Below are 20,703 nucleotides of genomic sequence, written 5' to 3'. Positions count from 1 at the left end.
GATTATTACGCCCGAAAAATTCGCTAAAGAATTGGGGGTCTGAGAGGTGAATCAGTTGACTGGTCAACTTGTTCAGTACGGTCGTCACCGTCAGAGAAGAAGCTTTGCCCGTATCAGTGAGGTATTAGAGCTTCCGAATTTGATTGAAATTCAAACTGCTTCTTACGAGTGGTTCTTGCGTGAAGGATTGAAGGAAATGTTCACAGACATTTCACCGATTTCCGACTTCACAGGAAACCTCGTATTGGAGTTCATCGATTACTCGCTCAGTGAGCCGAAGTATTCAATCGATGAATCGAAGGAGCGCGACGTTACTTATTCTGCGCCACTTCGCGTAAAAGTGCGTCTCCAAAACAAAGAGACAGGTGAGCTCAAAGAACAAGAAGTGTTCATGGGGGATTTCCCACTCATGACAGAATCGGGAACATTTATCATCAATGGTGCAGAACGCGTCATCGTTTCCCAGCTTGTCCGTTCACCGAGCGTGTACTATAACGCTAAACTCGATAAAAACGGTAAACGTGGATTTGGCGCAACTGTCATCCCGAACCGTGGTGCTTGGCTCGAACTCGAGACAGATGCCAAAGATATCGTTTATGTTCGTATCGACCGTACCCGTAAAATTCCGGTAACGGTGTTGTTGCGTGCCCTCGGATTCGGTACGGACCAAGAAATTATCGACCTTCTCGGGGATGACGAATACCTTCGTAACACCCTTGAAAAAGATAATACAGAGTCTACAGAGAAAGCGTTGATCGAGATTTACGAGCGTCTCCGCCCTGGTGAACCACCAACGGTAGAAAATGCGAAGTCTCTTCTCGTGTCACGTTTCTTCGACCCGAAACGTTACGACTTAGCGAACGTCGGTCGCTATAAGATGAACAAAAAACTTCATCTTAAGAACCGTTTGTTCGGTCAAAAATTAGCGGAAACGCTCGTGGACCCGGAAACAGGCGAAGTACTCGCTGAAGCTGGAACAATCCTCGACCGCCGCAACTTAGATCGTATCCTCCCGCACTTGGAGAACGGCCTTGGCTATATCGATGCGGAACCAACTGGTGGTGTCGCTGAAGGTGAGCCATTCGGTCTTCAGTCAATCAAAGTCATCTCACCGGATGACCCAGATGGAGAGCGTATCTTGAACATCATCGGAAATGGCAATATCGATCGCAGCGTAAAACACATTACGCCAGCCGATATTATCGCTTCAATCAACTACTTCTTCAACTTACTTCACGAGGTCGGAACAACAGATGACATCGACCACTTAGGAAACCGTCGTCTTCGTTCAGTCGGAGAACTTCTCCAAAACCAATTCCGAATCGGGCTTTCCCGTATGGAACGTGTCGTAAAAGAACGTATGTCGATTCAAGATCAAAATGCGATCACACCACAGGCGCTCATCAACATCCGCCCGGTTATCGCATCACTTAAAGAGTTCTTTGGTAGCTCGCAATTGTCACAGTTCATGGACCAAACGAACCCGCTCGCAGAGCTCACGCACAAGCGTCGTCTCTCTGCACTTGGACCGGGTGGTTTGACACGTGAGCGTGCCGGTTTCGAAGTTCGAGACGTTCACTATTCGCACTACGGTCGGATGTGTCCAATCGAAACACCAGAGGGACCGAACATCGGACTCATCAACTCACTCTCGTCTTATGCGAAAGTGAACGAGTACGGTTTCATCGAAGCACCATACCGTCGTGTTGACCCGGAAACAGGTCTTGTCACTGGCGACATTCAATATATGACGGCTGACGAGGAAGACCTCTATGTCGTCGCACAGGCAAACATGCCGCTCACAGAAGATGGCCACTTTGCAGACGAACAAGTTCTTTGCCGTTTCCGCGGACAAAACTTGTCAGTCGAGCCAAGTCGAGTGGACTACATGGACGTTTCGCCGAAACAGGTTGTTTCTGCCGCGACAGCATGTATCCCGTTCCTCGAGAACGATGACTCGAACCGTGCCCTCATGGGAGCGAACATGCAACGTCAAGCAGTACCGCTCCTTCAACCGGATTCACCGATTGTCGGTACCGGCATGGAGTACGTATCTGCGAAAGACTCTGGGGCAGCTATCGTTGCGAAACACCCAGGTGTCGTCGAACGCGTCACAGCACGTGAAATCTTGATCCGTCGCACGTCTGACGTGAACGGTTCTGAAGTTTCAGGTGACCTTGACCGTTACAAACTTCAAAAATATGTCCGTTCGAACCAAGGGACATGTTATAACCAAAAACCAATCATCGCAGCGGGTGACCGTGTCGAAAAAGGAGAAATCCTTGCAGACGGTCCATCGATGGATATGGGTGAGCTCGCGCTCGGCCGTAACGTCGTCGTTGCCTTCATGACATGGGATGGTTACAACTACGAGGATGCGATCATCATGAGTGAGCGTCTCGTGAAAGATGACGTGTACACGTCGATTCATATCGAAGAGTACGAGTCAGAGTCACGCGACACGAAACTCGGACCAGAGGAAATCACACGTGATATTCCAAACGTCGGAGATGACGCACTTCGTAACTTGGACGATCGTGGAATTATCCGCATCGGAGCTGAAGTCAAAGACGGCGATATCCTCGTCGGTAAAGTAACACCTAAGGGCGTTACGGAATTGACAGCGGAAGAGCGTCTCTTGCACGCAATCTTCGGTGAGAAGGCACGTGAAGTACGTGATACGTCACTTCGTGTACCAAACGGTGGAGATGGAATCATCTTGGATGTCAAAGTGTTCGACCGTGAAAACGGTGACGAATTGTCTCCAGGCGTCAACCAAATGGTACGTGTCTATATCGTTCAAAAACGTAAGATTCACGAAGGGGATAAGATGGCGGGACGTCACGGTAACAAAGGTGTTATCTCGCGAATCCTCCCTGAAGAAGATATGCCATACATGCCAGACGGTACACCGGTTGACATCATGCTCAACCCGCTTGGGGTACCATCTCGTATGAACATCGGTCAGGTACTTGAACTCCACCTTGGTATGGCGGCGAAGAAGCTCGGTATCAAAGTGGCAACACCTGTATTCGATGGAGCGCGTGAGGAAGACGTATGGGCAACGATTGAAGAGGCTGGTATGGATAAAGATGCGAAAACGCGTCTCTATGACGGTCGTACGGGTGAACCGTTCGATAACCGCGTCTCGGTCGGTGTCATGTACATGATCAAACTCGCGCACATGGTTGATGACAAACTTCACGCTCGTTCGACAGGACCATACTCACTCGTCACGCAACAACCGCTCGGTGGTAAAGCACAGTTCGGTGGTCAGCGCTTCGGGGAGATGGAAGTTTGGGCTCTTGAAGCGTACGGCGCAGCCTACACGCTCCAAGAAATCTTGACAATCAAGTCGGATGACACGGTCGGTCGTGTGAAAGCATATGAGGCCATCGTGAAAGGCGAGAGCGTTCCGAAAGCGGGCGTTCCTGAATCATTCCGCGTCTTGATCAAAGAGCTTCAAGCGCTCGGTATGGAAGTCAAGATGATGTCAGCGGATGATGAAGAAGTCGAAATGAAAGATGAAGATGACGACAACATCCCGAACGCAACATCGGCGTTAGAACAAGTCGTTCAACCGACTGTTACGGAAGAGGAATAAGGCGAAAAGGGAGGTCGGCCCCTTGGTAGATGTTAATCGATTTGAATATATGAAAATCGGCTTGGCTTCATCAGAGAAGATCCGTTCGTGGTCTTACGGTGAAGTCAAAAAGCCGGAAACGATCAACTATCGTACACTTAAACCAGAGAAGGACGGATTATTCTGTGAACGAATCTTCGGTCCTACGAAAGACTGGGAATGTTACTGTGGGAAATACAAACGTATCCGTTATAAAGGAGTCATTTGTGACCGCTGTGGCGTTGAAGTGACGAAAGCGAAAGTGCGTCGCGAGCGAATGGGCCATATCGAGCTCGCGGCACCAGTTTCGCACATCTGGTACTTCAAAGGGATTCCAAGCCGCATGGGGCTTGTTCTCGACATGTCACCACGTGCGCTTGAAGAAGTCATTTACTTCGCATCTTACGTGGTCACAGAGCCAGGTGATACTCCGCTTGAGAAGAAACAACTTCTCTCGGAAAAAGAATTCCGTCTCTATCGTGAAAAATACGGTAGCGACTTCAAAGCAGACATGGGTGCTGAAGCCATCCGTACACTTCTTCAAGACGTGAATCTTGAAAAAGAAGTAGGCGAGCTTCGTGAAGAGTTGAAAACAGTCCAAGGTCAACGTCGTACACGTGCGATCAAGCGCTTGGAAGTTCTCGATGCATTCTTCACTTCAGGAAACAATCCAGACTGGATGATCCTTGAAGTACTTCCTGTCATCCCACCAGAGCTTCGCCCGATGGTACAGCTTGATGGTGGACGCTTTGCGACATCTGACTTGAACGATTTGTATCGTCGAGTCATCAACCGGAACAACCGTCTCAAACGTTTGCTCGACCTCGGCGCGCCGAACATCATCGTGCAAAACGAGAAGCGTATGCTTCAAGAAGCGGTTGACGCCCTCATCGACAACGGTCGTCGTGGTCGTCCGGTAACAGGTCCTGGTAACCGTCCACTTAAATCACTTTCACATATGTTGAAAGGGAAACAAGGTCGTTTCCGTCAAAACCTTCTCGGTAAACGGGTCGACTATTCAGGACGTTCGGTTATCGTCGTAGGTCCGAACTTGAAGATGTACCAGTGTGGTCTTCCAAAAGAGATGGCACTTGAACTCTTCAAACCGTTCGTGATGAAAGAGCTTGTCGGTCGCGGCATCGCTTCAAACATCAAGAACGCCAAACGCAAAATCGAGAAGATGCAACCTGAAATCTGGGGCGTCCTTGAAGAAGTCATTCGTGAGCATCCGGTCCTCTTGAACCGTGCCCCGACACTTCACCGCCTCGGTATTCAAGCATTCGAACCGATTCTTGTTGAAGGTCGTGCGATTCGCCTTCACCCACTCGTATGTACGGCATACAACGCCGACTTCGATGGTGACCAAATGGCCGTCCACGTTCCGCTCTCTGCAGAAGCACAAGCGGAAGCACGTCTTCTCATGCTCGCTGCGCAGAACATCTTGAACCCGAAAGACGGAAAACCAGTTGTTACACCATCGCAGGATATGGTCCTCGGTAACTACTACATCTCACTCGAACGTGAAGATGCCGTCGGTCAAGGGAAAGTGTTCTCGAACGTCAACGAAGCGTTGATTGCTTACCAAAACGGTTATGTCCACTTGCACTCGCGTGTGGCACTTCCGGCACGTACGCTCAACAACCCGACGTTCACAGACGAACAGAACGAGAAATTGCTCATTACGACAGTTGGTAAGATGATTTTCAACGAAATCTTGCCAAACACGTTCCCATACTTGAACGAGCCGACGATGGAAAACTTACAGGAAGCAACGCCTGATAAGTACTTCATCGACAAAGGGGCGAACGTTGCGGAAGAAATCGCATCACGTCCAATCATCGACCCGTTCAAAAAAGGTTTCCTTGGAAAAGTCATCGCGGAAGTGTTCCAGAAGTTTGAAACGACGGAAACAAGCCGCATGCTTGACCGGATGAAAGATCTTGGCTTCAAGCACTCGACAAAAGCGGGTGTGACAGTTGGGATTGCCGATATCATCGTACTTCCGGATAAACAAGAAATCCTTGATGAAGCACAAAAGCAAGTTGACCAAATCATGAAGTCGTTCCGTCGTGGTCTCATCACTGAAGATGAGCGTTACGAGCGCGTTGTACGTGCTTGGAACGAAGCGAAGGATGAAATTCAATCTCGATTGATGAAATCCCTCAACCGCTTGAACCCAATCTTCATGATGTCTGACTCAGGTGCCCGTGGTAACGCATCGAACTTTACGCAGCTTGCGGGTATGCGTGGTTTGATGGCCGCTCCATCTGGTCGCATCATCGAACTTCCAATCAAATCGTCATTCCGTGAAGGTCTGACGGTTCAAGAGTACTTCATCTCGACTCACGGGGCTCGTAAAGGTCTTGCCGATACAGCCTTGAAGACAGCCGATTCAGGTTACTTGACACGTCGTCTCGTTGACGTAGCGCAAGATGTCATCATCCGTGAAGAAGATTGTGGAACAGACCGCGGGATCCGTGTTTCTGCACTCCGCGAAGGTACGGAAGAAATCGAAAGCTTGTACGACCGTCTCGTCGGACGTACATCGTTCGAAACGGTCACACACCCTGAAACGGGCGAAGTGTTGATCGATAAGAACGAATTGATCACAGAAGACATCGCGCGCATCATCGTTGATGCGGGTGTTGAAAAAGTTGAAATCCGTACAGCCTTCACATGTAACACGTCACACGGCGTATGTAAGAAGTGTTACGGACGCAACTTGGCAACTGGATCAAATGTTGAAGTCGGGGAAGCCGTCGGTATCATTGCCGCACAATCAATCGGTGAGCCAGGAACGCAGCTTACAATGCGTACCTTCCACACAGGTGGGGTTGCCGGAGACGATATCACACAAGGTCTTCCACGTATCCAAGAGGTATTCGAAGCCCGTAACCCGAAAGGTCAAGCGGTCATCTCGGAAATCTCTGGTACGGTCATCGACTTCACAGAATCGCGTGACAAGCGTGAACTCACGGTCGAAGGATTCAGTGAGACTCGCTCATACACGATTCCATTCGGAGCGCGTCTCCGCGTTCAAATCGGCGACACAGTAGAAGCCGGTGAAGTCTTCACGGAAGGTTCGATCGATCCGAAAGAATTGCTCGCCGTCCGTGGTGTATCTGGTGTTCAGAACTATCTTCTCCAAGAAGTTCAAAAAGTTTACCGGATGCAAGGGGTAGAAATCGGTGATAAGCACGTTGAGGTCATGGTTCGCCAAATGCTTCGTCGTGTCAAAGTTATCGAATCAGGTGACACACCACTTCTCCCTGGATCACTCGTCGACATCAGCGTCTTCAAAGAAGCGTGTAAAGATGCGATTCGTGATGGAAAACACCCAGCGACTGCGAAACCAGTCCTTCTCGGAATCACGAAAGCCTCACTTGAGACAGATTCGTTCCTCTCAGCGGCTTCGTTCCAAGAAACGACTCGCGTCTTGACAGATGCAGCAATCAAAGGGAAACGTGACTATCTCCTCGGACTCAAAGAGAACGTCATCATCGGTAAACTCGTTCCAGCTGGTACTGGAATGGCCGTCTACCGTGATGTGGAACTCAAAGAAGATGAGGCGCCAGTTGCGCTCGAAGATACAACAGTCGAGTAAAATACGTCTTGACAGCGCAGGTTGGCGGTGCTACTATGATTTAGTGCCGCCAATCGGTTGTTGTCGATGACAACGATGTCCAGCAGTCGGCAAGCTACTTGGACGTCCATCCGAACTTTCTACGGGAAGGTTTGGCTGCTACAATTGCCACTTTCAAGGTATAACTCACGTTTTTGCGAGGTCATGGAATGCCTACGCCTCGTAAAAACGTTTCGTTATGACCTTAAATGAACCACCCGGGTCGGTGGGACTAGAAAATAGCAACATTCAGGAAGGGAGGATCTTCAAAGATGCCTACTATTAACCAGTTAGTCCGTAAAGGACGTAAATCGAAAGTCGTGAAATCTGACTCTCCAGCACTTAACAAAGGTTACAACAGTTTCATCAAGTCACAAACAAACGTGAGCTCGCCACAAAAACGTGGTGTTTGTACACGTGTTGGTACAATGACTCCGAAGAAACCGAACTCGGCGCTTCGTAAGTATGCTCGTGTTCGTTTGACTAACCAAATCGAAGTGACTGCGTACATCCCAGGTATTGGCCACAACCTTCAAGAGCACAGCGTTGTTCTTATCCGTGGAGGACGTGTAAAAGACTTACCAGGGGTACGTTACCACATCGTTCGTGGTGCGCTTGACACTGCAGGTGTTGATGGACGTATGCAAGGCCGTTCTAAATACGGTACGAAACGTCCGAAAGCTGCGAAGAAGTAATTCTCGCAAACTAAACTACAATTGAAATTTTGAAAGGAGGGTACTCGGATGCGTAAAAACCGTGCAGAACGTCGTGACGTTATCGCAGATCCGATCTACAACTCGAAATTGGTAACTCGCCTCATTAACCGTGTCATGTTAGACGGTAAAAAAGGTACAGCTCAAACTATCATTTACAACGCATTTGGCATCATCGCTGAACGCTCAGGCAAAGAGCCTATGGAAGTGTTCGAAGAAGCAATGAACAACATCATGCCTGTACTTGAAGTTAAAGCACGCCGTGTAGGTGGAGCTAACTACCAAGTTCCTGTAGAAGTTCGTCCAGAGCGCCGTACAACACTTGGTCTTCGTTACCTCGTGAACTACGCTCGTCTCCGCAACGAAAAAACGATGGAGCAACGTATCGCGAACGAAATCATGGATGCAGCCAACAACACTGGTGCATCTGTTAAGAAACGCGAAGACATGCATAAAATGGCAGAAGCTAACAAAGCGTTTGCTCACTATCGTTGGTAATTTAATCGTAAAGTCCACTCCGCCAAGCATGGCTTAACGGAGTGGCTTTCGGGTATAATCATATCGTGTGCGCGCACACGAAAATCAAACATGCGGAAGGAGAATACCCAGTATGGCAAGAGAATTCTCCCTAAAGAATACTCGTAACATCGGGATCATGGCTCACATCGATGCCGGTAAAACGACAACAACTGAACGTATTCTTTATTACACAGGTCGTATCCATAAAATTGGTGAAACGCACGAAGGTGCTTCACAAATGGACTGGATGGAGCAGGAGCAAGAGCGTGGAATCACGATCACTTCGGCTGCGACAACAGCACAGTGGAATGGCCACCGTGTAAACATCATCGATACACCTGGACACGTAGACTTCACTGTAGAAGTTGAACGTTCACTCCGTGTACTTGATGGTGCGGTTGCTGTACTTGACGCTCAGTCAGGTGTAGAACCACAAACAGAAACTGTATGGCGTCAAGCGACGACATATGGTGTACCACGTGTCGTATTCGTCAACAAGATGGATAAAATCGGCGCAGACTTCTTGTACTCTGTGAAGACGCTCCACGATCGTCTTCAAGCGAACGCTTACGCGATCCAACTCCCAATCGGAGCAGAGGACGATTTCAAAGGGATCATCGATCTCGTTGAAATGAAGACTTACATGTACAACAACGACCTCGGTACTGACATCGAAGTAACAGATGGCTTCCCAGCTGACATGGCTGACCAAGCTGAAGAACTTCGCGGTCAATTGATCGAAGGTGTTGCTGACTTCAACGAAGAGTTGATGATGAAGTACCTTGAAGGTGAAGAGATTTCAATCGATGAATTGAAAGCTGCAATCCGTCAAGCGACACTTAGCGTTGAATTCTACCCTGTACTCGTTGGTTCTGCCTTCAAGAACAAAGGTGTTCAGCTCATGCTTAACGCCGTTGTTGATTACCTCCCATCACCAGTTGATGTAGAGTCAATCAAAGGGATCAACCTCGATACAGAGGAAGAAATCACACGTGAGCCTTCTGACGAAGCTCCATTCTCAGCACTTGCGTTCAAAGTTATGACTGACCCTTACGTCGGTAAATTGACGTTCTTCCGCGTGTACTCTGGTACAGCTGAAGCGGGATCATACGTGAAGAACTCGACTAAAGGGAAGCGTGAGCGTCTCGGTCGTATCCTTCAAATGCACGCAAACAGCCGTGAAGAGATTCCAATGGTATTCGCTGGTGACATCGCCGCTGCTGTTGGCTTCAAAGACACGACTACTGGTGACACGCTTTGCTCTGAGAAAGATAACATCGTTCTCGAGTCAATGACGTTCCCAGAACCAGTTATCTCGGTTGCAATCGAGCCTAAATCGAAAGCAGACCAAGATAAGATGGGTCAAGCTCTTGCGAAACTCGCAGAAGAAGATCCAACATTCCGCACTGAAACAAACCCTGAGACTGGTCAAACGATCATCTCTGGTATGGGTGAGCTTCACCTTGATATCCTCGTTGACCGTATGCGTCGCGAATTCAAAGTAGAAGCTAACGTTGGTGCACCACAAGTTGCTTACCGTGAAACAATCCGTGGCGCTGCGAAGATCGATTCGAAATTCGTTCGTCAGTCTGGTGGACGCGGTCAGTACGGTCACGTTGTCGTAGAATTCGAGCCGAACGAAGAAGGCGCTGGATTCGAGTTCGAGAACAAGATCGTCGGTGGTGTTGTACCACGTGAATACGTCCCTGCTGTTCAAAACGGGATTGAAGAAGCTCTCGAAAACGGTATCCTCGCTGGTTACCCAGTAGTAGACGTTAAAGCTCGTCTCGTATTCGGTTCGTACCACGATGTCGACTCGAACGAGATGGCGTTTAAAGTTGCTGCTTCGATGGCGGTTAAACAACTTAAGGACCAAGCGAAAGCTGTCATCCTTGAGCCAATGATGCGTGTTGAAGTTGTTATCCCAGAAGAATACATGGGTGACATCATGGGTGACGTTACGTCACGCCGTGGACGCGTAGAAGGTATGGAAGCTCGCGGTAACGCACAAGTCGTTAAAGCGATGATTCCACTTTCAGAAATGTTCGGTTACGCAACATCACTTCGTTCACGTACACAAGGACGTGGAACGTACTCGATGCACTTCGATCACTACGAAGAAGTACCGAAATCAATCGCTGAAGAAATCGTCAAAAAAGCGAACGGCTAATAACGGTTGTATCGCTAGATTGATTGTTGTAAGCTAAGGAGGACGTATGTTAAAAGTAGCCTACGTCTTCCTAGTTAAATAAAACTAATCGTTTAATAGAGGAGGAATCTAGAATGGGTAAAGAAAAATTCGACCGTTCTAAACCGCACGTTAACGTTGGTACAATCGGCCACGTCGACCACGGTAAAACAACTTTGACTGCAGCAATCTCTGCTGTACTTTCAAAAGCACAAGGTAAAGCAGCTACTAAGTTCGACCAAATCGATGGTGCTCCAGAAGAGCGCGAGCGCGGTATCACAATCGCAACAGCTCACATCGAGTACGAAACTGACAAGCGTCACTACGCACACGTTGACTGCCCAGGACACGCTGACTATGTTAAAAACATGATCACTGGTGCTGCACAAATGGATGGCGCGATCCTCGTTGTATCTGCAACAGATGGCCCAATGCCACAAACACGTGAGCACATCCTTCTTTCACGTCAAGTAGGTGTTCCTTACATCGTAGTATTCATGAACAAAGTTGACATGGTAGACGACGAAGAGCTTCTCGAACTCGTTGAAATGGAAATCCGTGAACTTCTTTCTGAATACGACTTCCCAGGCGACGACCTCCCTGTAATCAAAGGTTCTGCACTTGGCGCACTTAACGGTGAAGCTCAGTGGGAAGAAAAAGTTATGGAACTCATGAACGCTGTTGATGAGTACATCCCAGAACCAGTTCGTGACACTGAAAAAGACTTCATGATGCCTGTTGAGGACGTATTCTCAATCACTGGTCGTGGTACTGTAGCGACTGGTCGTGTTGAGCGTGGTGTTCTCCGCGTCAACGACGAGATCGAAATCGTTGGTCTTACAGAAGAAACGAAGAAAACTGTATGTACTGGTGTAGAGATGTTCCGTAAGCTTCTTGACTATGCTGAAGCTGGCGACAACATCGGTGCACTTCTCCGTGGTGTATCACGTGACGACATCGAGCGTGGACAAGTACTTGCTAAGCCAGGTTCAATCACACCACACTCTAAATTCAAAGCATCAATCTACGTTCTTTCTAAAGAAGAGGGTGGCCGTCACACGCCATTCTTCGCGAACTACCGCCCGCAGTTCTACTTCCGTACAACTGACGTAACAGGTATCGTTCACCTTCCAGAAGGTACTGAAATGGTAATGCCAGGAGACAACATCGAGTTGACGATCGAATTGATTTCTACAATCGCGATCGAAGACGGTACACGTTTCTCTATCCGTGAGGGTGGCCGTACTGTAGGTGCTGGTTCAGTAACAGAAATCATCGAGTAATCGATTGGTTCAACTGAACAACATGAAGCAGTCCGCAATATGCGGGCTGCTTTTTTGTGTTTTCATCACAACATGTTAAGATGAGGCATACGAGAAAGGAGTGGCGTCATGTTGAAGCAACTAGAGACCATTTGCCGCTTGAATGGGATTGCGTATCGCATTGGCGGTTCTGAGCTGTTAAAGCATCATGGCATCGTCGAGGTAACGAATGACATCGATGTTTTTGTTGAACCGGACCAGTTTGAAAAAATCGATCGCGTACTCAGTCGCGCCGGGGAGAAGAAATCGTCAGACCCTCACGACGCATACGTAACGACCTACTTTGGAGAGTATGTATTCGAGGGGACAGATGTGGACGTCATGTCTAGTTTCCGGATGAAGTGTACCGACGGAATCTATACACATCCTTTCATTGAACCGGATGGACAATGGATGCACCTAGAGGAATGGGTCGTCCTTTACACGGTCATCGGACGAGAGGATAAACTAGCGTCATTGGTCCGCTATTTCAAGACGCATAGTATTAATGAAGGAATTGTTCAAGACTGTTTGAAACGAGCCCCACAATCGGTCATAGAAGAGGTTACAGAGCGTTTTGGAGAGGTGATGAAACGCTAGGTCGAGTTGACATGGGAGTTCGTTTGAAAAATAGTTCAATAAAAGAATGAATTTTTACTTGCAAAAGCTCGCGAATCTTGTTACATTAGGGAACGTTGAGCAACTCATCAGACAACCAGCAACTTCAAAAATCTAATCTTGCATTCCATGACCAGATTAGATATAATGATTAAGTGTTTGTGCGAGTGGTGAGAGACTTTACAGCAGAAAACGGGTCCAATCGTTGATTTGCAATGATCGGATGCCTCTGCTGACACAAGCACGCTGCGTTGAAGCGGGAGGTTATGACACGCCAGGCAGCATTGCCATGGCCGGTGTGGAAATTTCCGCGGAGAATTGTCTATTTTTAAAATAGGCGACAAAGGAGGGAAACAAACATGGCAAATGAAAAAATTCGTATTCGTTTAAAAGCATATGACCATCGCGTTCTCGATCAATCAGCTGAGAAGATCGTTGACACTGCGAAGCGTTCAGGTGCAAAGGTATCGGGTCCAATCCCGCTCCCAACTGAAAAATCGATTTACACGATCCTTCGTGCGGTTCACAAGTACAAAGATGCTCGTGAGCAGTTCGAAATGCGTACACACAAACGCTTGATCGACATCGTAAATCCAACACCGAAAACAGTCGATGCGCTTATGCGTCTCGAGTTACCATCAGGTGTAGACATCGAAATCAAACTTTAATTCTTCATATAGTAGATACTAGCCAGAAGAGACAATAATTATTAACAGGAGGTGTATCTCATGGCTAAAGGAATCTTAGGAACAAAACTTGGTATGACTCAAATCTTCAACGAAGCAGGCGAAGTTGTACCAGTAACAGTAGTTGCTGTAGAAGGTAACGTCGTTCTTCAACTTAAAACAGTTGACACAGACGGTTACGAAGCAGTTCAACTTGGTTTCGGAGACATCAAAGAATCACGTCAAAACAAACCATCAAAAGGTCACGCTGCGAAAGCAAACGCGACACCTAAGCGCTTCATCAAAGAAGTTCGTACTTCAGTAGAAGGATACGAAATCGGTCAAGAGATTAAGGCAGACATTTTCGCTGCAGGTGAATTAGTAGACGTAACAGGTACATCGAAAGGTAAAGGATTCCAAGGTGCGATCAAGCGTCACGGACAATCACGTGGACCAATGGCTCACGGTTCGCGCTACCACCGTCGTCCTGGTTCGATGGGTCCTGTCGCTCCTAACCGCGTATTTAAAGGGAAACTTCTTCCTGGTCAAATGGGTGGAGAGCGTAAAACAATTCAAAACCTTGAAGTCGTTAAAGTTGATGTGGAACGTGGCCTTCTCCTCGTGAAAGGTGCTATCCCAGGCGCTCGTAAATCGAACGTCATCATCAAATCAGCGGTCAAAGGTAACTAATTAACTGCACGGAAAGGAGGAATTACGAATGCCTAAAGTAGCTTTGCTTAACCAAACAGGTTCACAAGTTGGCGAAATCGAATTGGCAGAAGCCATCTTCGGAATCGAGCCAAACGAATCAGTACTTTACGACGCAATCGTCATGCAACAAGCATCACGCCGTCAAGGTACTCACGATACGAAAGGTCGCTCGGAAGTACGCGGTGGCGGCCGTAAACCATGGAAACAAAAGGGAACTGGTCGTGCGCGCCAAGGTTCTATCCGCTCACCACAATGGGTTGGTGGTGGTACAGTCTTCGGTCCAACACCACGTTCATACTCTTACAAACTTCCTAAGAAGGTTCGTCGTTTAGCACTTCTCTCGGCTCTTTCGTCGAAAGTACAAAACAACGAAATCATCGTCCTCGAAGGCCTTGCTTTCGATGCACCAAAAACAAAAGATATGGCTGCTGTACTCAACAGCTTATCAGTAGAACGTAAGGCTCTTGTAGTCACAGCGGACTACAATGAGACTATCGCTCTCGCAGCTCGTAACATCCCAGGAGTGACTGTGATCGACGCAGCAGGCGTAAACGTTCTTGACCTCGTTGCTAACGACAAAGTCATCTTCACTAAAGATGCGGTTGCGAAGGTAGAGGAGGTGCTTGCATAATGGCTCAAGCATACGATATCATCAAACGTCCGATCATCACTGAGCGTTCAGTTAGCCTCATGGAAGCTAACAAATACGTTTTCGAAATCGACGTAAAAGCGACTAAATCGCAAGTGAAACACGCTATCGAAACAATCTTCAACGTGAAAGTTGCTTCGGTAAACACAATGAACTACAAACCGAAAGCGAAACGTGTCGGTCGTCACTCTGGTTACACAGCTCGTCGTAAAAAAGCGATCGTAACCCTTGCTGAAGGCAACACAATCGACTTCCTCGGTTAATTAACTACCTTAGAAGAAAAGGAGGGAATCCTCGATGGCAATCAAAAAGTTTAAGCCGACCACTAACGGTCGTCGTAACATGACATCTCTCGACTTTGCAGAGATCACAACGAATCGCCCTGAAAAATCGTTAACTGAAAAGCTTTCGAAAAAAGGCGGACGTAACAACCAAGGTCGCTTGACTGTTCGTCACCAAGGTGGCGGTCACAAGCGTAAATACCGTATCATCGATTTCAAACGTAACAAAGATGGCGTTGCAGGACGCGTAGCAACGATCGAATACGATCCAAACCGTTCAGCAAACATCGCACTCATCAACTATGTAGATGGTGAGAAACGTTACATCCTCGCTCCTAAGGGCATCAAAGTAGGCATGGAAATCATGTCTGGTCCTGAAGCGGATATCAAAGTGGGGAACGCTCTTCCACTCGTAAACATCCCTGTCGGTACAACAATCCACAACATCGAGCTTAAGCCTGGTAAAGGCGGTCAGCTAGTTCGTGCGGCTGGTGCATCGGCACAAATCCAAGGACGTGACGGCAAGTACGTCATCGTTCGTCTTCAATCAGGTGAATCACGCTTGTTCCTCGGCACTTGCCGCGCGACAATCGGTTCAGTTGGTAACGAAGAACACGAACTCGTAAACATCGGTAAAGCAGGACGTTCACGTTGGTTAGGCAAACGCCCAACAGTACGTGGTTCTGTAATGAACCCGGTTGATCACCCACACGGTGGTGGTGAAGGTCGTGCGCCAATCGGTCGTTCGGGCCCACTTACTCCTTGGGGTAAACCAGCTCTTGGTCTTAAGACTCGTAAGAAAAACAAATCGAGCGACATGTACATCCTTCGTCGCCGTAAGAAATAATTACTACATGATTCTCGGGCGGTTCGAAAGGGCCGTTCCCGAATCATTCCAAAGGGAGGTTCTAACATGGGTCGCAGCTTGAAAAAAGGTCCATTCGCAGATCACCACTTACTCGCTAAAGTTGACAAACTCAACGAATCTGGTGAGAAGCAAGTCATCAAAACTTGGTCACGTCGCTCGACGATCTTCCCAGAATTCATGGGTCACACGTTCGGTGTGCACGATGGTCGTAAACACGTACCAGTATTCGTGACAGAAGACATGGTTGGTCACAAACTTGGTGAATTCGCTCCAACACGCACGTACAAAGGTCACGGATCAGACAAGAAAACGAAACGGTAATTTGAGGGGAGGTCAAATCCATGCAAGCTAAAGCATCAGCTAATATGGTCCGTCTTGCTCCTCGCAAAGCACGTCTCGTTGTAGACTTAATTCGCGGGAAACAAGTCGGCGAAGCGCTCTCTGTCCTTGCTCACACGAACAAGGCAGCATCGCCAGTCGTTGAAAAAGTATTAAAATCAGCGATTGCTAACGCAGAGCACAACTACGATATGAACATTGAGAACCTCGTTGTAACAGAAGCTTACGTAAACGAAGGTCCAACACTCAAACGCTTCCGCCCACGTGCGATGGGTCGCGCAAGCCGTATTAACAAACGCACAAGCCACATCCACATCGTGGTAACTGAGAAATAAGGAGGGATATGTAGTGGGTCAAAAGGTAAATCCGCACGGTCTTCGCGTTGGTGTTATCAAAGACTGGGATTCGCGTTGGTACGCTGAGAAAGACTACGCTGATCTCCTTCATGAAGACTTCGTTATTCGTGAATACATCGAAAACAAAATGAAGGATGCTAGTGTTTCTAAAGTTGAAATCGAACGCGCTGCAAACCGCGTGAACATTTCGCTTCACACTGCGAAGCCAGGTATGGTAATCGGTAAAGGTGGTTCTGAAATCGAATCACTCCGTAAACACATTACAAAAATCGCTGACGGAAAACGCGTTCACATCAACGTTGTTGAAGTGAAAAACGCTGACGCTGTTGCGAAGCTTGTAGCAGAAAACATTGCTCGTCAATTGGAAGGTCGCGTATCATTCCGTCGTGCAATGAAACAATCTATTCAACGTTCGATGCGTACTGGCATCAAAGGGATCAAAACAGAAGTTTCTGGTCGTCTTGGTGGCGCTGATATCGCTCGTTCAGAGAAGTACTCGGAAGGAACAGTTCCACTTCACACACTCCGTGCCGACATCGACTACGGAACAGCTGAAGCTGACACAACTTACGGTAAAATCGGCGTAAAAGTTTGGTTATACCACGGTGAAGTTCTTCCAACAAAAAACAACACAGCGAAAAACGCTGAATAATAAACACTCTTTCAGGAAGGAGGCAACACACTATGTTGTTACCTAAACGCGTGAAATATCGTCGTGTACACCGTGGCAAAATGCGCGGGAACGCTAAACGCGGCACAACTGTACACTTCGGTGAGTTCGGTCTCCAAGCTCTCGAAGCGAGCTGGATTACAAACCGTCAAATCGAATCAGCACGTATTGCAATGACACGTTATATGAAACGTGGTGGTAAAGTGTGGATCAAGATCTTCCCACACAAGCCGTACACTAAAAAGCCTCTCGAAGTCCGAATGGGTTCGGGTAAAGGTGCTCCAGAAGGCTGGGTAGCTGTAGTTAAGCCTGGCAAAGTAATGTTCGAAATCGCAGGTGTATCTGAGGAAGTGGCACGTGAGGCACTTCGTCTTGCATCGCACAAACTTCCAGTAAAATGTAAGTTCGTGAAACGTGAAGAAAATGGTGGTGATACGAATGAAAGCAACTGATCTCCGTCAATCAACAACTGAAGAGCTCAACGGTAAAGTGGGCGAGTGGAAAGAAGAACTCTTTAACCTTCGCTTCCAACTTGCTACAGGTCAGCTTGAGAATCCTGCTCGTATCCGTGAAGTACGCAAGTCGATTGCGCGTGCTAAAACGATTCTTCGTGAACGCGAACTCGGCATCAACAACGGCTAATTACATCGGATTCTTGAGAGGAGGTAACACTCATGGAACGCAACAACCGTAAAGTGTTCACTGGTCGCGTCGTGTCTGACAAAATGGACAAAACGATCGTCGTCGCAGTAGAAACAAAGGTTCGTCATAAACTTTATGGCAAACGTGTAAACTACACGAAGAAATACAAAGCACACGATGAGAACAACGTCGCTAAAGTGGGCGATATCGTTCGCATCGCGGAAACACGTCCTCTTTCTAAAGACAAACGTTTCCGTCTTGTAACAGTAGTAGAAGAATCAGTAATCATCTAATAACAGTTCGGATTTATTAAACATCCGGAGGGAGGTACACTCGCATGATTCAACAAGAATCTCGCTTGAAAGTAGCAGACAACTCTGGCGCGCGTGAACTGTTGACAATTAAAGTTCTCGGTGGTTCTGGTCGTAAGACTGCAAACATCGGTGACATCATCGTCGCAACGGTAAAACAAGCAACACCAGGTGGCGTTGTTAAAAAAGGTGACGTTGTCAGAGCAGTTGTCGTTCGTACAAAACGCGGCGCTCGTCGTAAAGATGGTTCGTACATCCGTTTCGATGAGAACGCAGCAGTCATTATCAAAGATGACAAGAGCCCACGCGGCACACGGATCTTCGGGCCAGTTGCACGTGAACTTCGTGAAAAAGAATTCATGAAGATCGTTTCGTTGGCACCGGAAGTACTTTAATTTCCAATTTCAATCCTATAAGGAGGTGCGCAAACGATGCATGTTAAAAAAGGCGATACAGTCCAGGTAATGTCTGGTAAAGATAAAGGCAAGCAAGGGGTTATCCTCAAAGCTATGCCAAGCAAAAACCGCGTAGTGGTTGAAGGCGTAAACGTGATGAAAAAACACGCGAAACCTTCACAAGCGAATCCACAAGGCGGGATCCTTGAGATCGAAGCACCAATTCACGTCTCGAACGTAATGCCACTCGACCCTAAAACTGGCAAACCAACTCGTGTTGGTTTCAAAGTAGTCGATGGTAAAAAAGTTCGTGTCGCGAAATCGGGCGAATCACTCGATAAATAAGAAGAACGTGACGAAAGGAGGTCCATTCGACTATGAACCGTTTGCAAGAGAAGTATAAAAGCGACATCGTGAAAGCGATGATGGATAAATTCAACTATGACTCGGTCATGCAAGTACCGAAAATCGAAAAGATTGTCATCAACATGGGTGTAGGTGACGCTGTATCGAACTCGAAAGCACTTGACATGGCAGTTGAAGAATTAACAATTCTTTCAGGTCAAAAACCACTCGTAACGAAAGCGAAGAAATCAATCGCTGGTTTCAAACTTCGTGAAGGTATGCCAATCGGTGCGAAGGTTACACTTCGTGGCGAGCGCATGTACGATTTCCTCGACAAATTGGTAACTGTTTCACTTCCACGTGTACGTGACTTCCGCGGTGTATCGAAGAAAGCATTCGACGGACGCGGTAACTACACGCTTGGCGTGAAAGAGCAACTTATTTTCCCTGAGATCGATTACGATAAAGTATCTAAAGTACGCGGTATGGACATCGTTGTTGTTACAACAGCAAACACAGACGAAGAAGCACGTGAATTGCTCACACTTCTCGGTATGCCATTCCAAAAATAATCTAGAGGGAGGTCGACAACATGGCTAAAAAGTCAATGGTGAATCGCGAACTTAAACGCGAGAAACTCGTTGCCCAGTACGCTGAAAAGCGTGCGAAGTTGAAAGCTGAAGGCGATTATATCGGACTCAGCAAATTGCCACGTAACTCGTCACCTGTACGCTTGCACAACCGTTGCAGCATCACAGGTCGTCCGCATGGTTACATGGGTAAATTCGGGATCAGCCGTATCAAGTTCCGTGATCTTGCATACAAAGGTCAAATCCCTGGTGTTAAAAAAGCAAGCTGGTAATCCACTAACAGTGTGAAAGGAGGTACATCGCATGGTAATGACAGACCCTATTGCAGATATGCTTACACGTATCCGTAACGCTAACATGGTTCGCCATGAAAAAATGGAGCTTCCAGCTTCGAACATTAAACGTGAGATCGCTGAAATCCTTAAGCGTGAAGGTTTCATTCGCGATGTTGAATATATCGAGGACGCTAAACAAGGTACACTTCGTCTTTTCCTTAAATATGGAGCAAGCAACGAACGTGTAATCACTGGTCTCAAACGTATTTCGAAACCAGGTCTTCGCGTATACGCAAAAGCTGATGAAGTACCTAAAGTACTCGGAGGACTCGGGATCGCAGTTCTTTCGACATCTAAAGGTCTTATGACTGATAAAGAAGCTCGCCAACAACAAGTCGGCGGCGAAGTGATCGCCTACATCTGGTAAGTCACTTTTCTAACAAGAACGGAGGTGTAATCAATGTCACGTATTGGTAAAAAACCAGTTACGATTCCTGCTGGCGTTACTGTAACAGTTGCTAATGACAACACGGTCACAGTAAAAGGTGCTAAAGGTGAACTTTCGCTTTCAGCTAACCCGGCATTGGAAATCAAAGTTGAAGAGAACGAATTGACGGTTGTTCGTCCAGACGAATCGAAAGAAAGCCGCACAATTCACGGTACGACACGTGCCCTTATTGCCAACATGGTACAAGGTGTGTCGAACGGATTCCAAAAAACACTTGAGATCTCGGGGGTTGGTTACCGTGCTACGAAGCAAGGTAACAAACTCGTCCTCAACCTCGGCTACTCGCACCCAATCGAGTACGTTGCTGAGGAAGGTATCGAAATCGAAGTTCCTTCAAACACGCAAATCATCGTAAAAGGGATTAACAAAGAGCGCGTCGGTCACGTTGCTGCTCAAATCCGCTCGTACCGTGCTCCAGAACCTTATAAAGGTAAAGGTGTTCGTTACTCTGATGAACGTATTCGCCGTAAAGAAGGTAAGACTGGTAAGTAATTCGTCACGAAATGAACGGAAAG

The 20,703-nt window shown here is 47.5% G+C and carries 24 protein-coding genes; all 24 read left to right on the top strand.

Features of this window, described 5'->3' with window-relative positions; all coding sequences use genetic code 11:
- Positions 1-55 precede the first annotated feature (55 nt).
- The 24 genes from rpoB (at position 56) to rplF (ending at position 20,680) form a co-directional block, all read left to right on the top strand.
- On the top strand, positions 56-3,604 hold the full coding sequence (rpoB, locus tag EAT1B_RS08225) for a DNA-directed RNA polymerase subunit beta (protein ID WP_012727685.1): 3,549 nt from the start codon (positions 56-58) through the stop codon (positions 3,602-3,604).
- A 22-nt stretch (positions 3,605-3,626) separates the two neighbouring features.
- Complete coding sequence (gene rpoC / locus EAT1B_RS08220; RefSeq protein WP_012727684.1) at positions 3,627-7,226, top strand: DNA-directed RNA polymerase subunit beta'; 3,600 nt, start codon at positions 3,627-3,629, stop codon at positions 7,224-7,226.
- A gap of 290 nt (positions 7,227-7,516) precedes the next feature.
- Positions 7,517-7,939, top strand: coding sequence for a 30S ribosomal protein S12 (gene rpsL, locus EAT1B_RS08215; RefSeq protein ID WP_012727683.1), 423 nt, complete (start codon positions 7,517-7,519; stop codon positions 7,937-7,939).
- Positions 7,940-7,987: 48 nt separating this feature from the next.
- A complete protein-coding gene (gene rpsG / locus EAT1B_RS08210) occupies positions 7,988-8,455 on the top strand; it encodes a 30S ribosomal protein S7 (protein ID WP_012727682.1) in 468 nt (155 codons plus the stop codon).
- Positions 8,456-8,567: 112 nt separating this feature from the next.
- On the top strand, positions 8,568-10,646 hold the full coding sequence (gene fusA / locus EAT1B_RS08205; RefSeq protein ID WP_012727681.1) for an elongation factor G: 2,079 nt from the start codon (positions 8,568-8,570) through the stop codon (positions 10,644-10,646).
- A gap of 113 nt (positions 10,647-10,759) precedes the next feature.
- Positions 10,760-11,947, top strand: coding sequence for an elongation factor Tu (tuf, locus tag EAT1B_RS08200; protein ID WP_012727680.1), 1,188 nt, complete (start codon positions 10,760-10,762; stop codon positions 11,945-11,947).
- Between the two features lie 108 nt (positions 11,948-12,055).
- The gene (locus EAT1B_RS08195) at positions 12,056-12,565 is read left to right on the top strand and encodes a hypothetical protein (RefSeq protein ID WP_012727679.1); all 510 of its coding nucleotides are present in this window, start codon (positions 12,056-12,058) and stop codon (positions 12,563-12,565) included.
- Between the two features lie 377 nt (positions 12,566-12,942).
- Positions 12,943-13,251, top strand: coding sequence for a 30S ribosomal protein S10 (gene rpsJ / locus EAT1B_RS08190; protein WP_012727678.1), 309 nt, complete (start codon positions 12,943-12,945; stop codon positions 13,249-13,251).
- Positions 13,252-13,311: 60 nt separating this feature from the next.
- Positions 13,312-13,938, top strand: a complete 627-nt coding sequence (gene rplC, locus EAT1B_RS08185) for a 50S ribosomal protein L3 (RefSeq protein WP_012727677.1) — start codon at positions 13,312-13,314, stop codon at positions 13,936-13,938.
- A 28-nt stretch (positions 13,939-13,966) separates the two neighbouring features.
- The gene (rplD, locus tag EAT1B_RS08180) at positions 13,967-14,590 is read left to right on the top strand and encodes a 50S ribosomal protein L4 (protein ID WP_012727676.1); all 624 of its coding nucleotides are present in this window, start codon (positions 13,967-13,969) and stop codon (positions 14,588-14,590) included.
- On the top strand, positions 14,590-14,871 hold the full coding sequence (gene rplW / locus EAT1B_RS08175; RefSeq protein ID WP_012727675.1) for a 50S ribosomal protein L23: 282 nt from the start codon (positions 14,590-14,592) through the stop codon (positions 14,869-14,871). The genes rplD and rplW overlap by 1 nt, the downstream gene beginning before the upstream one ends.
- 34 nt (positions 14,872-14,905) lie before the next feature.
- Positions 14,906-15,736, top strand: a complete 831-nt coding sequence (rplB, locus tag EAT1B_RS08170) for a 50S ribosomal protein L2 (protein WP_012727674.1) — start codon at positions 14,906-14,908, stop codon at positions 15,734-15,736.
- A gap of 66 nt (positions 15,737-15,802) precedes the next feature.
- A complete protein-coding gene (rpsS, locus tag EAT1B_RS08165) occupies positions 15,803-16,078 on the top strand; it encodes a 30S ribosomal protein S19 (protein WP_012727673.1) in 276 nt (91 codons plus the stop codon).
- Between the two features lie 20 nt (positions 16,079-16,098).
- A complete protein-coding gene (rplV, locus tag EAT1B_RS08160) occupies positions 16,099-16,431 on the top strand; it encodes a 50S ribosomal protein L22 (RefSeq protein ID WP_012727672.1) in 333 nt (110 codons plus the stop codon).
- Positions 16,432-16,444: 13 nt separating this feature from the next.
- Positions 16,445-17,104: a 30S ribosomal protein S3 gene (rpsC, locus tag EAT1B_RS08155; protein ID WP_012727671.1), complete on the top strand. Its 660-nt coding sequence runs from the start codon at positions 16,445-16,447 to the stop codon at positions 17,102-17,104.
- Between the two features lie 32 nt (positions 17,105-17,136).
- The gene (gene rplP, locus EAT1B_RS08150) at positions 17,137-17,574 is read left to right on the top strand and encodes a 50S ribosomal protein L16 (protein ID WP_012727670.1); all 438 of its coding nucleotides are present in this window, start codon (positions 17,137-17,139) and stop codon (positions 17,572-17,574) included.
- The gene (gene rpmC / locus EAT1B_RS08145; protein WP_012727669.1) at positions 17,561-17,764 is read left to right on the top strand and encodes a 50S ribosomal protein L29; all 204 of its coding nucleotides are present in this window, start codon (positions 17,561-17,563) and stop codon (positions 17,762-17,764) included. The genes rplP and rpmC overlap by 14 nt, the downstream gene beginning before the upstream one ends.
- Positions 17,765-17,796: 32 nt before the next feature.
- Complete coding sequence (gene rpsQ / locus EAT1B_RS08140; RefSeq protein ID WP_012727668.1) at positions 17,797-18,057, top strand: 30S ribosomal protein S17; 261 nt, start codon at positions 17,797-17,799, stop codon at positions 18,055-18,057.
- Between the two features lie 44 nt (positions 18,058-18,101).
- A complete protein-coding gene (gene rplN / locus EAT1B_RS08135; RefSeq protein WP_012727667.1) occupies positions 18,102-18,470 on the top strand; it encodes a 50S ribosomal protein L14 in 369 nt (122 codons plus the stop codon).
- Positions 18,471-18,506: 36 nt separating this feature from the next.
- Positions 18,507-18,815: a 50S ribosomal protein L24 gene (rplX, locus tag EAT1B_RS08130; protein WP_012727666.1), complete on the top strand. Its 309-nt coding sequence runs from the start codon at positions 18,507-18,509 to the stop codon at positions 18,813-18,815.
- 32 nt (positions 18,816-18,847) lie between these two features.
- Complete coding sequence (gene rplE / locus EAT1B_RS08125) at positions 18,848-19,387, top strand: 50S ribosomal protein L5 (RefSeq protein WP_012727665.1); 540 nt, start codon at positions 18,848-18,850, stop codon at positions 19,385-19,387.
- Positions 19,388-19,407: 20 nt separating this feature from the next.
- Positions 19,408-19,677, top strand: a complete 270-nt coding sequence (rpsN, locus tag EAT1B_RS08120) for a 30S ribosomal protein S14 (RefSeq protein ID WP_012727664.1) — start codon at positions 19,408-19,410, stop codon at positions 19,675-19,677.
- Between the two features lie 31 nt (positions 19,678-19,708).
- Complete coding sequence (gene rpsH, locus EAT1B_RS08115; protein ID WP_012727663.1) at positions 19,709-20,107, top strand: 30S ribosomal protein S8; 399 nt, start codon at positions 19,709-19,711, stop codon at positions 20,105-20,107.
- Positions 20,108-20,140: 33 nt separating this feature from the next.
- Positions 20,141-20,680 (top strand): 50S ribosomal protein L6, encoded by a 540-nt coding sequence (gene rplF, locus EAT1B_RS08110; protein WP_012727662.1) that lies wholly within the window; start codon positions 20,141-20,143, stop codon positions 20,678-20,680.
- The last annotated feature ends 23 nt before the right edge of the window (positions 20,681-20,703 follow it).

Source organism: Exiguobacterium sp. AT1b (assembly GCF_000023045.1).
GTDB lineage: Bacteria > Bacillota > Bacilli > Exiguobacteriales > Exiguobacteriaceae > Exiguobacterium.
Note: the sequence above shows the minus strand (reverse complement) of the source record. Positions and strands in the feature narration are given on the sequence as shown.

Bases quoted from the DNA above. Each gene is read 5' to 3' on its own strand.
- rplE (WP_012727665.1), top strand. From the start codon at position 18,848: ATGAACCGTTTGCAAGAGAAGTATAAAAGCGACATCGTGAAAGCGATG.
- rplP (WP_012727670.1), top strand. From the start codon at position 17,137: ATGTTGTTACCTAAACGCGTGAAATATCGTCGTGTACACCGTGGCAAA.
- rplV (WP_012727672.1), top strand. From the start codon at position 16,099: ATGCAAGCTAAAGCATCAGCTAATATGGTCCGTCTTGCTCCTCGCAAA.
- EAT1B_RS08195 (WP_012727679.1), top strand. From the start codon at position 12,056: ATGTTGAAGCAACTAGAGACCATTTGCCGCTTGAATGGGATTGCGTAT.
- rplD (WP_012727676.1), top strand. From the start codon at position 13,967: ATGCCTAAAGTAGCTTTGCTTAACCAAACAGGTTCACAAGTTGGCGAA.
- tuf (WP_012727680.1), top strand. From the start codon at position 10,760: ATGGGTAAAGAAAAATTCGACCGTTCTAAACCGCACGTTAACGTTGGT.
- rpsJ (WP_012727678.1), top strand. From the start codon at position 12,943: ATGGCAAATGAAAAAATTCGTATTCGTTTAAAAGCATATGACCATCGC.
- rplN (WP_012727667.1), top strand. From the start codon at position 18,102: ATGATTCAACAAGAATCTCGCTTGAAAGTAGCAGACAACTCTGGCGCG.
- rpsH (WP_012727663.1), top strand. From the start codon at position 19,709: ATGGTAATGACAGACCCTATTGCAGATATGCTTACACGTATCCGTAAC.
- rpsL (WP_012727683.1), top strand. From the start codon at position 7,517: ATGCCTACTATTAACCAGTTAGTCCGTAAAGGACGTAAATCGAAAGTC.
- rpsN (WP_012727664.1), top strand. From the start codon at position 19,408: ATGGCTAAAAAGTCAATGGTGAATCGCGAACTTAAACGCGAGAAACTC.
- rpsQ (WP_012727668.1), top strand. From the start codon at position 17,797: ATGGAACGCAACAACCGTAAAGTGTTCACTGGTCGCGTCGTGTCTGAC.
- rplX (WP_012727666.1), top strand. From the start codon at position 18,507: ATGCATGTTAAAAAAGGCGATACAGTCCAGGTAATGTCTGGTAAAGAT.
- rplW (WP_012727675.1), top strand. From the start codon at position 14,590: ATGGCTCAAGCATACGATATCATCAAACGTCCGATCATCACTGAGCGT.
- rplF (WP_012727662.1), top strand. From the start codon at position 20,141: ATGTCACGTATTGGTAAAAAACCAGTTACGATTCCTGCTGGCGTTACT.
- rpsG (WP_012727682.1), top strand. From the start codon at position 7,988: ATGCGTAAAAACCGTGCAGAACGTCGTGACGTTATCGCAGATCCGATC.
- rpsS (WP_012727673.1), top strand. From the start codon at position 15,803: ATGGGTCGCAGCTTGAAAAAAGGTCCATTCGCAGATCACCACTTACTC.
- rplB (WP_012727674.1), top strand. From the start codon at position 14,906: ATGGCAATCAAAAAGTTTAAGCCGACCACTAACGGTCGTCGTAACATG.
- rplC (WP_012727677.1), top strand. From the start codon at position 13,312: ATGGCTAAAGGAATCTTAGGAACAAAACTTGGTATGACTCAAATCTTC.
- rpmC (WP_012727669.1), top strand. From the start codon at position 17,561: ATGAAAGCAACTGATCTCCGTCAATCAACAACTGAAGAGCTCAACGGT.
- fusA (WP_012727681.1), top strand. From the start codon at position 8,568: ATGGCAAGAGAATTCTCCCTAAAGAATACTCGTAACATCGGGATCATG.